This is a genomic window from Paenibacillus sp. KS1, assembly GCF_001680695.1.
Lineage (GTDB): Bacteria > Bacillota > Bacilli > Paenibacillales > Paenibacillaceae > Paenibacillus_B > Paenibacillus_B suaedae.
This window is the reverse complement of sequence record NZ_MAIS01000016.1, coordinates 41992-56419: the sequence shown is the minus strand read 5'-3', so window position 1 is coordinate 56419 and position 14428 is coordinate 41992. Positions and strand designations below refer to the sequence as shown.

The following is a 14428-nucleotide window of genomic DNA, read 5'->3' as shown; positions in this document are numbered from 1 at the left end:
TGTGTGGAGGTGTAGCCTTGAGAAGGATTTGTTGCCTTGGCTTATTTCTATGGCTGACTATATCCTTCGTAATCCCTGTTCAAGCCGCAGATGTACTACACCGATTGACTCACAACGACCAAGATACGCTGCTTATTGGGCAAGTGATACGAAATGAGAAGGCAGGGGTGGCGATTCAAGTCATCTATATCGTGTCAGGTGAGCAGACGAAGCAAGACATTACAGTTACCTATGCTCAGCAAGCGAATGTGTGCTATGCATGGAATGTTGGGGATATGGCGTTATTCTCACTCGATAGGACGGATACAACAGATAGGAACTATAAGATGAAGTGGGGAAGTTATCCGCTTAAGATTGCAGAAGGTAAGGCGCTTTTGAAGGATGCACAGGTAGAGCCGGACATTGCAGCCTTGCAATACTATGTGAATAGCGGCGGAAAGTCATTATCGTTTGTAATTGATGGAGAACGGGTTCTAGGCAGGTACGACAATGGTGAGATTGTTCGAATTGCGCCTAAGCTGGATCATGCGGCCCAGAAGCATACGGAGGATGGGATTGGGCAGCTGATACGCCCTCATGAATATAATCATCAAGTTAAACAGCTGATAGACATGGATCATGTGGAAAATCGGTATACTCGCGTTATTTGGATTGTTGCAGAAATTCTCGGTTTTATCATTGCGGGTGCCCTATTACTTGGGAAGAGATAACGAAAAGCCATCAATAATGTTACCGGTAACCCTTTTGCTCGGCATATCTCGACTCAAAACAACCGGATATCACATGATTCGTAATAGATACCAAGCCAAGTTGAATTGTTCTAGCAGGGCATTGATCCTCTAGCCATCGTGGTATAAGGCTGAAGCCCAATGGATTTCTGCACAACAGATGAGAATGAGTGCATCCAGATGGTTCTTGATATAAAAAAGCCAGCAAGCTGTCTCTGTAACAGAGGAGGCCTGCCGGCTTATCTTGATCGTAGGATAAGTGCAGCAAATCTTAGTAAATCATATCATTGAAGTGAAATTAGAGATTACCACTTCTCTGATACAAGCTTCGCTTGTGTGAAGAGGAGCAGGTAGTCTCTTCCTCCTGCCTTTGAGTCGGTTCCTGACATATTGAATCCGCCAAATGGATGTACGCCTACTAGTGCGCCTGTACATTTACGGTTGAAATACAGGTTGCCGCAGTGCATATGATGGCGCGCATATTCGAGATGCTCGCGGTTCATGCTGTACACTGCACCGGTCAAGCCATAATCGGTATTGTTGAAAATATCGATCGCTTGCTCGAAGTTCGAAGCCTTGCTGATCGCCAGTACGGGACCGAATATTTCTTCCTTCATGATGATTGCTTCTGCATCAACATCTACGTACACTGTCGGTTGGATATAGTATCCGTTGCCATCGGCAATACTGCCTCCAGCTACGAGTCTGCCTTCGCCTTTGCCAACCTCAATATATTTCAGAATACTGTCGTACGCATGCTTATCGATGACTGGACCAATTGGGGCGTTCTCCTCAGCAAGACCTACACGCAAAGCTTGCGTTTTCTCGGTGACGAGTCGAACAACTTCGTCGTATACCGCCTCATGGACAATGGCGCGCGAACCGGCGGAACACTTCTGTCCTTGGAAGCCGAAGGCAGATTGTACGATCGCAGTTGCTGCTTCTTCCACATCTCCGGTTTGATCTACGACGATGCCATCCTTACCGCCCATTTCTGCGATGAAGCGCTTGATCCACAGCTGGCCTGGCTGTGTTTTAGCAACACGCTCATTGATGCGAAGTCCTACATCGCGTGATCCCGTGAAGGATACGAAGCGAGTACGCGGGTGATCAACTAAGAAGTCGCCAATCTCTGAGCCAGAACCAGGAACGTAGTTCACTACACCTGCTGGAAGGCCAACCTCCTCCAATAACTCAACGAATTTCGCTGCAATGACAGGAGAGGCGGAAGAAGGTTTCAGCACGACAGTATTCCCAGATACGACAGCTGCACAGGTCATGCCAGCCATAATGGCAAGCGGGAAGTTCCACGGTGGAATGACGATTCCGATGCCTAGTGGAATGTAAGTGAGACGATTGTCTTCACCAGTAATTGTTGTGATCGGCTGTGGACCACTGAGACGAATCATTTCCCGCGCATAGAATTCTAAGAAATCAATTGCTTCCGCCACGTCTGCATCTGCTTCTGCCCAGTTCTTGCCGACCTCGTATACAAGCCAAGCAGCATAGTCGAACTTGCGGCGGCGCATGACGGCAGCTGCCTTGAACAAATACCCTGCACGCACATCTGGGGCAACGTGCTGCCACTTGGAGAATGCTGCATCCGCAGCTGCAATTGCTGATTCTGCGAGCTCGACGCCAGCTTGAGCAACATGGCCCACAATTTGATCAAGGTCGCCTGGGTTCGAAGAGGTGCTTCGCTTCTCTGTCAAGATTCGCTCGCCGCCGATGACCAATGGGTAGGTATTACCCAGCTGCTCACGCACTCTGAGCAATGCTCCTTGCATTGCCGTGCGATTGCCCTCTGCTGTGAAATCCGTAAATGGCTCATTCCGATAATCGATTACTGTCATCTAGATGACCTCCTTAACGAATGGATACTTAGTAATATGGAGTTGAGTGCTGTCAATTTGTATGAGATGGATCTGCTATAGCATGCAGGATGCTATGCCTTAAACATCGATTTGAGAACGAACCCGACGTTCGCAGGACGTTCTGCAAGTCGGCGCATGAAATATCCATACCAGTCATTTCCGTATGGGACATATACGCGCATGGTGTAACCTTCGTCAGCAAGCTGCTGCTGTGCTTGAGTCCGAATGCCGTATAACATTTGAAATTCGAATTGTGTGCGTGGAATATTGTGAGTTTGTGCGATTTGTTTGACGTGATCGATGATGTGGTCGTCGTGTGTGGCGATCGCGGCATAATTGCCGTTGGCTAGATGTTGTTCAATGATGTGGATGAAATTGCGGTCGACATCAACCTTGTTCGGGTATGCAACCTGTGGTGATTCTTTGTATGCTCCCTTAACCAGCCGCAGATTGGGTTTGTAGCGGTTAAGATGTTCGATATCCTCGCTGCTCTTGTACAGATAAGCCTGAATGACAAGGCCAACCGTGCTGCCGAACTCTTCGCGAAGCTGATTGAAGATGTCGATGGAAGCTTCGTTGCGAGCGTAGTCTTCCATGTCGATGCGCACGAAGTTATTATGACGGCGAGCAGTATCTAGGATGGCGCGCATATGATCCATACAGAGCTGTTGCGAGATGTCCAAGCCGAGCTGAGTTAGCTTGACTGAGAGATTGGACGTAACTTGATGCGCTGCTATTTCATTTAAGGTGCGGATACAATACTGTGCTGATTCTGCTGCTTCCTCTTTGGTGGAAATAAACTCGCCAAGATGGTCGAGCGTGGCTACGATTCCACGATCATTTAATTGCTTAACCGTTGTAATCGCTTCCGAAATTTGCTCTCCCGCGACGAATCGTTTAGCGCCAAATCGCAGTCCGTATTTCTTCGCTGTGCGATTGGCCAGCCGATTCTTCGAGAGAAAGAGAAATGCATTGCGCATGATTGCCTCCATGGCGTGCAGCTTCCTCTCTTTACTGTAATGGTATTTTTACATTCTTCTCATTCGCAATACGTTCATTAGCACTGGAATAAGTGTTCAAAAATTATACACAAATACAATTTATGATTAATTATAATCACATCAAGCGCATAAAGTAAATCATTATTTTAGCATCATATGGAAAATGGGTTGGGCTCTACATGTGCACGGAACAGGTGTCTATTTGTGTTTTCGTTGCTTTTTCCCACTCTTTTTGCCATAATTTAAGAAAAAATAGAGAAGAATCGGTGATAGAATGCTAGAGTCGCAACAAATACAATCATGGCTCGAAGGCGTGTTGAAAGCGACGAATGATGCAGTGACGATTGTTGATCCTGAGGGTACGGTGATCTATTGGAATGGTGCCGCTGAGCGTACGTATGGCATTGAGCGGACTGTCATCGTAGGGCGGAAGATCGGAGACTATTTCCAACGGGAATCGATTATGCTGCTGCAAGTGATGGAGAGCGGACAGGAAGTGCGCGAGGTCTATCATGAACCGCGTCCGGGGATGCATGTGATGATCAATGCCATTCCTGTATTCGATCAGGATCAGGAGCTTATGGGCGCCATTTCGATTGAACGGAATGTAACGCAATATGTGAAATTGAGCGCAGAGATGGTCAGCCGTCCAAGTGAAGAGGGAGTGACGACAGCCTTACTGCCGCTGTCCGCGGAGAAGCAGAGCAGTCTAGGCGCCCTGGCTCGGATGAAGTGTCCGCTGCTGCTAACCGGATCTGCAGGAGCGGGGAAGAAGTCGGTTGCGAAGTGGATGCATGCTCACTGTGGTCGTGAAGGACAGTTCGTCTATGTAAGCTGTAGTGGGATTCCTGCAGGTCTGCTGGAGGCTGAATTGTTCGGCTATGAGGGTGAGCACCCACGAATAGGCAAGCTTGAGCTGGCGCAGAATGGAACCTTGTATTTGAAGGATGTGCATATGCTTCCGGCTTCGGTGCAGGAGAGGTTAATAGAAGCACTGCAAGAAGGTCAATATGTTCGGTCGGGAGAGATGGAATCGAAGGAAGCCGTCACGCTCGATGCGCATGTGATAGCCTCGATTCCAGAAGAGAACGGTGAGTGGGCTGGATCTGAGCGGGAACAATCTGCTCAATTGTTGAAGGAGATGTACTATGTGTTTCAGATCGAGCATATTCCTTCTCTCATGGAGCGCCAGCAGGAGCTTCCTGAATTGTCACGCTTCTACTTAAGTGAAGCTGCGGAGAAGGTTGGCGCGGCTATACCGAGTCTAGGTGCGGATGCAATGGCGGCGATAACGTCTTATCGTTGGCCCGGCAACATGGCGCAATTGGCCAATGCGATGCAATATGCGCTAGCGTCTCATCTAGGGCGCGGCGGAGACGGGGTCATTGCTGCTCAGGATCTGCCCGACTATGCCCGGCTTACGACACTGAATGAGTTGACGCAGCCCGAACTCCCGCTGAGCGTTCATTCGGAAGAGATGGAACGAGCGCTTATCTCGGAGACGCTGCAGCGAACGAAGGGCAACAAGGCCAAGGCAGCTAGACAGCTCGGCATATCGCGCGGAGCGTTGTATTATAAGATTAGGCAGTATGGACTGGAAGGTTCATAGCATTACAACTGCATCATAGAATAGACATCTTAGATAGAGATAGGAACAGGTGAGACATCATGAAATTAGGATTGGCCTCATTCCAATGGCTCGTATTTATTTTGGCGGGAAGCCTTGTTGCTCCGCTGGCTGTTGGACATGCGTTTGGATTTTCTCCGCAGGATATTGCGGAATTTATGCAGCGCACGTTTTTGATTATCGGGATATCAGGTATATTGCAGACGATGTTCGGTCATCGGCTGCCGATTATGGAGAATCCGGCTGGTTTATGGTGGGGCGTCTTCGCAGTCTACGGCGGCCTCATCGCGGCAGGAACAATATCGCTCGAAGGCGGACTGCGGCAGCTGGAGATGGGGATGCTGATTGCAGGCGCGCTCTTCATTATCATTGCTGTGCTGCGCTTAACGTCGGCAATTGGCAAGCTGTTCACACCGCTTGTCGTAGGGACGTATCTGCTTCTGCTTGTTGCACAGCTTAGCGGATCCTTCATGAAGGGAATGCTCGGAGTTGGCTATCGTGCCTCTACACATGTAGAGCTTCAGGTTGCGATTCCCGCAATTATTACATTATTGTGTGCCATGCTGCTGCCGCGGAGTTCGAAGGCCTTTTTGCGCAACTATTCTGTGCTCATTAGCTTGTGTATTGGTTGGCTGCTGTTCTATCTGCTCGGCATCACAGAGCCTATACAGCCTTCTGCTTCATGGGTATCAGCGCCTATGCCATTCGCTTGGGGCCTGCCTGAACTGGATTCTGGCATCTTGATGACGTCCTTGTTCGTCAGTCTTCTTCTCATTGCGAATATGATGACGAGCATTCGCGTCATGGAGGGTGTGATGGATAATTCAGGAAAGACATCCAAGCCTGTCAATTATGATCGTACAATGCTGATGATGGGTGCGAATACAGGCTTAGGAGGCATTTTCTCCGCAATGGGATGTGTTCCGATTTCAGGGACAGCGGGCTTCATCATGACGACTCGAATTTATGAGCGTCTGCCATTCGTTATTGCCTGTGTGCTCATTGCAGGGATTAGCTTCTTTCCGCCAGCGACGGCCTTTTTTGCATCGATTCCCATGCCGGTAGGGTATGCAACGATATTCATTCCATTCGCTTCTATGGTCGGATTGGGATTGAAGGAGTTCCAATCGATTCCTATGAATGAGCGCAATCGCTTCATCCTCGGCGTATCTATTATGATGGGGATTGGCTGTATGTTCATCCCGGCTGAAGCAGTTGGGCAATTGCCAGGACTGCTGAAGACTATGGCGAACAACGGATTGATCGTAGGCATGATCCTGTGCATGGCGATGGAGCAGGGAAGCCGCTTGCTGGATCGTAGAGCGGGTAGAACACAGAAGGAAGAATCGTAGGAAGAACAACTAAATTTATCGAAAAGAAAGGCGTCAAATTGGATTTGTCGCCTTTTTCGTATTATAATAGATTGGCAAAATAGGGAAATGGTATATTAGTTCACTTCATCGTTTTTCATTGTTAGAAAAATGAGGACACCCATCATGAATGTCGTCAGTCGATCCGCAGGGAACAAGCCATTCCACTCTGAGGACATCCACATGCCGAACCATTCGCCACCGATTACCTGAAAACCTAGGAACCACACGCACAAGCCAAGAATAAGACCCACGATCGACACGTTCTTCGCTTTGTGGAAGGATTCTGCATCTGCATGCAAGTGGGAGAACAGGCGAAGTGATCCCCAGATGCAAATGAATGCGACAGCTGCCTCTGTGATGATAATCGCAATATAACCAATATGATGAATCGCCGTTCCCGTTATGGCGCGGTACATAATGTTGTTATCGGGAAATGTGGTGTCCATACTAAGCACATGCTTCACGAATTGGAAGTTCGTATTGTAATCTGTAATATTGCCGAAGGCGACGAGGAACACATACAGCCCGAAGAACATCACAGCTAATGCTTTGGTAAAGCGGATTAACACACCTGTTGAGAGATTCATAGCTGTTACCCCTTTTCTATGTTTTTCTATGTAATGATTTAACAATACTACTATAGCACCCATGAATATGTTGTCAAACGTTCATATTGGTGTGCGAAAATATCAAATTGCGAGACATACATCATTGGCACAGGGAGAGGTTTCAATCGACATGGAAGCTCATAAACAATCACTTATTCATCAATTGAATCTTGCTGTACAATCAATTCGTTGCATCTTGGAACAGGTAACAGAGCAGCAGTTGGATTTGCAGCCCATGGCTCATAAACGTTCTTTACGAGACATGCTCGCTCATTTGACTCTCATTTGCGCGGCCGATCTGCATATTATGAACGAAGCAACTCAGACCGATATGGATCGTTTCTATGAAGAACATACACCACATACAATCGAAGAAATGAAGGAAACGTTGGCAGACGCTCACCAATCATTAGTCGAAGCGATGCATTCATGGTCGGAGGAGCAATGGCTTGAAGTCAAAACCGCGTATTGGGGAGTTGCATATTCGCGCTTTGAGTGGATGCTGGAAATCATCCTTCATTTGGCGCATCACCGGGGTCAGTTGTTCACCTTGCTGTGTGAGCATGTGGGGGAGCCTAAGATTGTAATGTTTGAATAGATGGGATTGGAGGCATTACACCATGGGTGGGACTGAGAAGATGATAGAGCTGAGATCGCTCAAGCTTACAGATGGTTATGATATTTACGAGATGCTGCAGGGGATCGGCCCAGGTGAGAATGGCTTCGTCAATAGTGCGTACGGCATAAGAAGAGGCCAATTCCGAAGCTACCTGAGACAGCACTGGAATATATCGCAAGGGATAAATCTAATGCCGCAATATGTGCAGCAGACGATATATTGGCTGTATGTGGACGGTCGACCGGTTGGATATGGGAAGCTTCGGCACAGATTGAATGAAGCGCTGCTTGAACGAGGCGGTCATATTGGCTACGTCATCCGGCTAGATGAGCGAGGCAAAGGATATGGAACGCTCTTACTCCGTGAACTTGTTCGTGAAGCAGCGGGACTTGGGTTGACAGAAGTGCTGTTGACAGTCGATGAAGATAATCTTCGCTCACGAAGAGTGATTGAAGGCAACGAGGGCGTATTAAGCGACACCAAGGATGGAATTTGCAAGTATTGGATTACGATCAAGACGGGGTAAGTTATCAGCCTTATCAGCCGGGGTTATACTCAGAGTCAACAGATAAAGGAGCAGGGGACTGCATGGGCGTAGGAGGATTCAATGAGCCAGCATCAATGTTCAATCTGATGTCTACGATCTTCCCAATTTTCATTGTTCTGTTTATAGCTGTCTTCATCTTTGTGATTATTAAGGGTATTATGCAATGGAACTACAACAATCAACAGCCTGTTCTAACTGTGGAAGCGAAAGTGACGGATAAGCGAACAGAAGTGTCCAATAGTCATCACGCGGATCATCACAGCCATTATTCAACCCATTATTACGCGACGTTCGAAGTGGAGAGCGGGGATCGGATGGAGTTCCATGTGAAGAAATCGGACTACGGATTGCTGGCCGCAGGAGATTGCGGAAAGTTGACATTTCAAGGGACGAGGTTTTATGAGTTCGAGCGGTATCACGTTCGTTGAGAGAAGGATGGTATCATACGCGCAGCTAGACGATACAGTGGGCATGGAACTAGCGAAATGATGTTGGAGCAGCTATCATATAGAGAGACAGACAGAATAGGAACTTTGCAAAGGATGATTGTACATGTGGTGGATTGGAGCGGGTGCGTTCATTCTTATCCTGATTATTGTGATTTCAACGATTGCAGTGAGCCGGTATGCTTTCCGTCAGGTAACGATGTGGGAGAGAAGCACGCTGGACAAAGCATTTGACGCGGTTGAAGGGTTCTGCTTGATGAGCAGGCAGGAATTCGCTGAAATGGCCAAGGAAGATGTATTCATCACTTCGGAGGACGGTCTGACGCTGCGCGGGTACTATATCGAGCCCTATCCAGAGCGCAAGAAAGTCATGATTATCGTCCACGGCTATACGGCAAATCATATTATTGGATCGCAATTTATCCGTCTATTTACCGAGGAAGGCTATAATGTGCTCCTCGTGGATCAACGGAGCCATGGGCGAAGCGAAGGGACGTATGCAACGTATGGCTACTATGAGCGTCAAGACCTCGATCGGTGGGTTGCATGGGTACGTGAACGAGTTGGTCATGATGCCTTCATCGGTCTTCATGGGCAATCGATGGGTGGAGGCACAGTACTGATGTATGCAGGCATTAATAAGCATGCCAAATTCATCATTGCGGATTGCCCCTATTCGGACATGGAAGACTTAATGAAATATCAAATGAAGGAACTGAACCATGTTCCGCATTTTCCATTTATTGCGCTGTTGGAACGGAACTTGAAACGGATAGCGCAGTTCTCGATGAAGCAGGTGAAGCCGATTCGAGAGGTTGCGAACAAGGACATCCCTCTACTGCTGATACACGGCAAGGCAGACACATTCGTGCCAACACGGATGAGCGAACAGATCTATCAAGAGAAGACAGAGGGATTAACGAAGCTGGTTATTATCGACGATGCTGTGCATGCGAATGCATACCCAACCGATCGTCAGAAGTACGAGTCTGCTGTGCATGAGTTCCTGAAGGAAGTTCAGGATCAATATGACGAGGCGGGAGTCAATGTGTGGACAGGAAGCAATGCAAACGGAGCATGAAGCGCTGGGATTGGGATTGACGCTAGGTGAATTTATAAATAGCTCCACTTCATATCGATGAAATGGATGAAGGATGACTGTATGATGCAGTTATCCTTTTTTTTGTCTTCAATTGACAAAAAACGATGGTAAACATGTTCATAGAATGGAGGATATCGGAAATGAAAACCAATATCTATGTGACAGCAGCTGAAGTGAAAACCGATGTCGAATCTTTGAAAAAAATAACACTAGTAAGCATATAATTATAGTATAATATAGGCTACCACATGACAAAAAATAGCAGATTTCGATCTCCGCAATCGGGACTCCTTAAGGAAACTCACCATAGAAACGAACCCCCGAACGGTATCCTGACTATATTTCATCCTGCTGCATTCCTGACATTATTCCATGCAATCCTTGAATTTCACGTTTTTGATCGAGAATGATGACCCATCAGTTAGGAGCTTGCTTCTAATTAGGTAGGAGGGTTATCTCTTCATCTCTTCCTATTCTTATCACTTGCCATTCGCATTTTGGTATTGGCTTATATTTTGCCAAGGAGGGATGCCTGCTAACGATGAACACAGGTAAGATGAGTAATTAGGCAAGAGGGGGGATATCACCGCAGCGAAACAGACAAAAAACAACAAGAATCAATAATAAACAATATTATTCGTTGCGATTCCACAATGTAGGTGTTAGTATGAAGTCAATTACAGGAAAATCAAACCAATTTTAGTGCAGGGCATTCATCATTTTCATATGATATCGAGGAGTGTGTTCTATGAAAAGAAACATGTTCAAAGTACTGATCCTATCATTAATGGCTGTAGTTCTTGTTGCAACAGGCTGTTCAACAAGCGGCAAGTCATCCTCAGGCAAGGCCGCCGTAGACAAGGGGGCAATTGCTGATCTTCCACAATCGATTAAAGACAAAGACATAAAAATTATGGTTATTCGCAAAATCGGCGGTGATGACCATACCGCACAGTTTCTAGCTGGAGCCAAACAAGAGGGCGAATCGCTGGGCTTCGTAGTAGATACCTTCTCCGCGAATAACGATTCTGCCAAATTTCATGATGCGATCGCTCAAGCGATGGATAAAAAATATGACGGCGTTATCATCTCGCACGGTGATGATGCGGCAACGGTTGAAGATGTGAAGAAGCTGACGGAAAAGGGAATCCCGGTCGTTACATTTGACTCTGTTCCAGAAGTGTCTTCGGTGAATGGGGTAACCATGACATCACAGGATGATGGCCAATTGGCAAGTCTAGCGCTAGACAGCTTGAATAAGCAGCTTAACGGCAAAGGGAATATTGTATACCTATGGGTAGATGGATTCCCGCCAATGGTAGCTCGTAACGGAATCTATCAGCAATTTTTGAAAGACAATCCTGGTATTAAGGAAGTGGAGCGTTTCGGTGTGGCTGCAACAGACACATCTGTTCAGACACAGAATGCTGTTGCAGCGATGCTGACGAAGCACGGCAAAGGGGAAATCGATGCGATCTTCGCAACATGGGACGCGTTCGCAATTGGAGCAGCACGGGCGTTGAAGGAAGCGGGTCGTGAAGAGGTTAAAATCTACGGTATCGATGTATCGAATGCTGATCTGCAGCTCATGCAAGAGAACAACAGTCCTTGGGCTTCCACGGCGGCAGTAGATCCGAAGGTAATTGGGGCAGTCAATTTGCGCTTGCTGGCGAAGAAGATTGCTGGTGAAGATACGCCTCCGAAATATGATTTGAAGCCGACTTTGATTACTCAAGTTCAATTGAACTCCATAGGTGATGCTGTCAACATGGAGAGCCTGAACAAGATTATTCCGGGCTGGGGTGTAAGCACGGACTTCGAAGAAGACTGGATGAAGGCGCTTAAGAAGGCTAACAAGGCGCAATAACAGGTCGAAGCTAGTCTCGCACAGTGACAGCGAACAGGCAAGCGCCGGATCAGACAACTGGTTAGGCGCGCGAAGCGCTTGCCTGCTCATCGTGAACAGGGGGTCAGGGAGATGGGGAAGACGAGCAAGATACTCCTGGAAATGAAGGATATCTCGATAGAGTTTCCCGGTGTACAAGCGCTTAAGAACGTTCATTTTACAACAGAGACGGGGAGTGCGCATGCGCTGATTGGCGCTAATGGGGCAGGGAAGTCTACTTTAATGAAGGCATTGTCCGGTGCGTATAGTCACTATACCGGGGAAATCTGGATTAATGGTGAAGCGGTGACGATCCGTTCGCCGCGTCAGGCGAAAAACCTAGGGATTCAGATTGTCTATCAGGAAGTTGATACTGCGCTGATTCCTTACTTGACAGTAGGCGAGAATATCATGTTGGAAGATATGGTTCATGATATGGGGCCGAAGCAATGGATCAGATGGAGGAGACTTCATGATTCCGCTGGGCACATATTGAAGCGAATGAATGTTCAGGTACCAACCAAGAAACTCGTCAGTGAATTAACACTGGCGGAGAAGCAGATGGTGTTAATCGCGAGAGCCATCTCTACGAAATGCCGCTTTCTTATCTTGGACGAGCCTACAGCGCCGCTAAGTCATGCAGAGACGACTGAACTGTTCCGCATTGTACGCGATCTGAAGGCGAACAATGTAGGGGTTATCTTTATTTCTCACCGCTTGCCGGAACTGTTCGAGATCTGCGAGGATATCACGATCATGCGCGACGGGGAACTCGTGACGAAGATGAGGATTGCGGATACCACCCCTGTTGAGACGATTGAATACATGCTGGGCAAGAAGCTTGGCGAGCAGTTCCCAGGGCGTGCATCTTCCATTGGAGGCATGCATTTTGAAGTTAGCAATCTATCTGACTTTCATAAGATTGCAGATATTCATATGCATGTGCGCAAAGGGGAAATTGTCGGCGTCGCAGGATTGGTTGGAGCGGGCAAGACGGAATTATGCAAAGCGCTGTTCGGGGCTTCCGAGATTCAGTCGGGACAGCATAAGCTCGATGATCGACCGATAACCATTCGCAATTCACATGATGCCGTGAAGGCAGGAATTGCGCTTGTTCCCGAAGAGCGGCGCAAGGAAGGGATATTGATATTTGAATCTGTCGTGCATAACATCTCGGCAGCGAATCTATCGAGGTATTGCAAGTGGGGGCCGTTCCTTCAATTTCGCAAAGAAAGAGAAGAGGCAAGAAGGCTTATTGAGGAACTCGGCATTAAGACGCCTAGCGAACATACGAAAGTGCAGAATTTATCGGGCGGCAATCAGCAGAAGGTTGCGATTGGAAAGTGGCTGCTGGCTGATGCGGAAGTATACATATTTGACGAGCCGACCAAGGGTGTGGACGTCGGGGCGAAGAAGGACATCTTCGAGCTAATTACGAGGCTGGCGGAGCAAGGGAAGAGTGTAATCTACGCCTCCTGTGAATTGTCGGAAATCGTAGGTATTACGGATCGTGTGTATGTGCTGTACGACGGACAGATTGTGAAGGAACTGCACACGAACGATACGAATGAAGAGGAATTATTGTTCTATTCAACAGGAGGTAAATAGGTATGAGCATAATTCGGCGTAGTCAAGCTCAAGGACAGACACCCAAGTCGTTTGACTTTTTCGATTTTTTATATAAATACGGCACCATCATTACAATCTTGCTATTGATCGCTGTGTTCGGAACGCTGTCAAGCAGCTTTTTGCTGCCGTCCAATATTATTAATATTTTGCGTTCGATCTCGATTGTAACCATTATTTCTATTGGGATCACGATCTCGCTTGCGGTAGGCGGTTTTGACCTGTCCGTTGGTTCCGTCGCCTCGCTTGCAAATGCGATCGTTATTTCTATGTTCGTATGGCATTCGCAAAATACATTCATCTCGATCATTGCTGCGATCCTGGTATGTCTGATTGCAGGTGTAGTGAACTCGTTCATGATTGTGAAGGTGAAAATACCGGACATGCTCATGACGCTGGCAACGATGTTCATTATACAAGGCTTGGCGCTTACCTATACAAGAGGGGCGACTGTCTCGCAAAATATGGTGATGCCGGATGGCTCGTTCGCAACGGGGAAGATAAGTGCTTTATTTGCTAAGATCGGGCAAGTTCCTTGGATTATTGTCATAATGCTCATTGTAGTCGCTGTTGTGCACGTATTCTTGAACTATACAAAACATGGCAGATATATGTATGTAATCGGGGGAAATATGGAGGCGGCGAAGCTGTCAGGAATCGCCGTCAATAAGTACCGAGTGCTTGCTTATATTCTATCAGCGGGGTTCGCAGCGATTGGCGGCATTATTCTCGCTTCGCGTGTTATGACAGCAGAGGTGAATGCTGGTGCGCCGTATTTGATGGATGCAGTAGCGGCAGCCTTCATCGGCTTCTCCGTAGCAGGTGCTGGGAAACCGAATGCGTTCGGTACATTCATTGGAGCAATCCTGATTGGGATCTTGCAAAATGGTCTTGTCATGATGTCGGTTCCATACTATGCGATGGACATCGTGAAGGGGACGGTGCTCGCATTTGCACTGGCATTAACGTATTACAAGAAAAAATAAGGCTTA

The 14428-nt window shown here is 47.5% G+C and carries 13 protein-coding genes; 10 read left to right on the top strand and 3 right to left on the bottom strand.

Annotation, left to right across the window (positions count from 1 at the left end):
• Window positions 1-17 precede the first annotated feature (17 nt).
• Window positions 18-710 carry a hypothetical protein gene (locus tag BBG47_RS07820; protein ID WP_065291269.1) on the top strand — a complete coding sequence of 231 codons (693 nt, stop codon included), beginning with the start codon at window positions 18-20 and terminating at the stop codon, window positions 708-710.
• Window positions 711-1033: 323 nt separating this feature from the next.
• On the opposite strand, the gene pruA is transcribed toward BBG47_RS07820, so the two are convergent.
• Together pruA and BBG47_RS07810 are read right to left on the bottom strand one after the other, a co-directional pair.
• A complete protein-coding gene (pruA, locus tag BBG47_RS07815) occupies window positions 1034-2581 on the bottom strand; it encodes an L-glutamate gamma-semialdehyde dehydrogenase (protein ID WP_065291268.1) in 1548 nt (515 codons plus the stop codon).
• Window positions 2582-2673: 92 nt separating this feature from the next.
• Window positions 2674-3594, bottom strand: coding sequence for a proline dehydrogenase family protein (locus tag BBG47_RS07810; RefSeq protein ID WP_065291267.1), 921 nt, complete (start codon window positions 3592-3594; stop codon window positions 2674-2676).
• Window positions 3595-3877: 283 nt separating this feature from the next.
• Between BBG47_RS07810 and BBG47_RS07805 the strand changes: the two genes are divergently transcribed.
• Together BBG47_RS07805 and BBG47_RS07800 are read left to right on the top strand one after the other, a co-directional pair.
• Window positions 3878-5212 (top strand): sigma 54-interacting transcriptional regulator, encoded by a 1335-nt coding sequence (locus BBG47_RS07805; RefSeq protein ID WP_065291266.1) that lies wholly within the window; start codon window positions 3878-3880, stop codon window positions 5210-5212.
• 59 nt (window positions 5213-5271) lie between these two features.
• Complete coding sequence (locus BBG47_RS07800; RefSeq protein WP_065291265.1) at window positions 5272-6582, top strand: purine/pyrimidine permease; 1311 nt, start codon at window positions 5272-5274, stop codon at window positions 6580-6582.
• Window positions 6583-6677: 95 nt separating this feature from the next.
• On the opposite strand, the gene BBG47_RS07795 is transcribed toward BBG47_RS07800, so the two are convergent.
• Window positions 6678-7190 carry a DUF2165 family protein gene (locus tag BBG47_RS07795; RefSeq protein ID WP_065291264.1) on the bottom strand — a complete coding sequence of 171 codons (513 nt, stop codon included), beginning with the start codon at window positions 7188-7190 and terminating at the stop codon, window positions 6678-6680.
• Between the two features lie 151 nt (window positions 7191-7341).
• Here BBG47_RS07795 and BBG47_RS07790 point away from each other — a divergent pair, with 151 nt between their 5' ends.
• The 7 genes from BBG47_RS07790 (at window position 7342) to BBG47_RS07760 (ending at window position 14422) form a co-directional block, all read left to right on the top strand.
• Window positions 7342-7809, top strand: coding sequence for a DinB family protein (locus BBG47_RS07790; RefSeq protein WP_065291263.1), 468 nt, complete (start codon window positions 7342-7344; stop codon window positions 7807-7809).
• A gap of 22 nt (window positions 7810-7831) precedes the next feature.
• Window positions 7832-8356 carry a GNAT family N-acetyltransferase gene (locus BBG47_RS07785; protein WP_083189148.1) on the top strand — a complete coding sequence of 175 codons (525 nt, stop codon included), beginning with the start codon at window positions 7832-7834 and terminating at the stop codon, window positions 8354-8356.
• Complete coding sequence (locus BBG47_RS07780; RefSeq protein ID WP_254659775.1) at window positions 8332-8805, top strand: DUF2500 domain-containing protein; 474 nt, start codon at window positions 8332-8334, stop codon at window positions 8803-8805. Before BBG47_RS07785 ends, BBG47_RS07780 begins: the two co-directional genes overlap by 25 nt.
• Before the next feature lie 124 nt (window positions 8806-8929).
• Window positions 8930-9904, top strand: coding sequence for an alpha/beta hydrolase (locus tag BBG47_RS07775; protein WP_065291261.1), 975 nt, complete (start codon window positions 8930-8932; stop codon window positions 9902-9904).
• 769 nt (window positions 9905-10673) lie between these two features.
• The gene (locus tag BBG47_RS07770; RefSeq protein WP_065291260.1) at window positions 10674-11792 is read left to right on the top strand and encodes a sugar ABC transporter substrate-binding protein; all 1119 of its coding nucleotides are present in this window, start codon (window positions 10674-10676) and stop codon (window positions 11790-11792) included.
• A 111-nt stretch (window positions 11793-11903) separates the two neighbouring features.
• A complete protein-coding gene (locus BBG47_RS07765; protein ID WP_065291259.1) occupies window positions 11904-13418 on the top strand; it encodes a sugar ABC transporter ATP-binding protein in 1515 nt (504 codons plus the stop codon).
• A 2-nt stretch (window positions 13419-13420) separates the two neighbouring features.
• Window positions 13421-14422 carry an ABC transporter permease gene (locus BBG47_RS07760; protein WP_065291258.1) on the top strand — a complete coding sequence of 334 codons (1002 nt, stop codon included), beginning with the start codon at window positions 13421-13423 and terminating at the stop codon, window positions 14420-14422.
• Window positions 14423-14428: the final 6 nt, after the last annotated feature.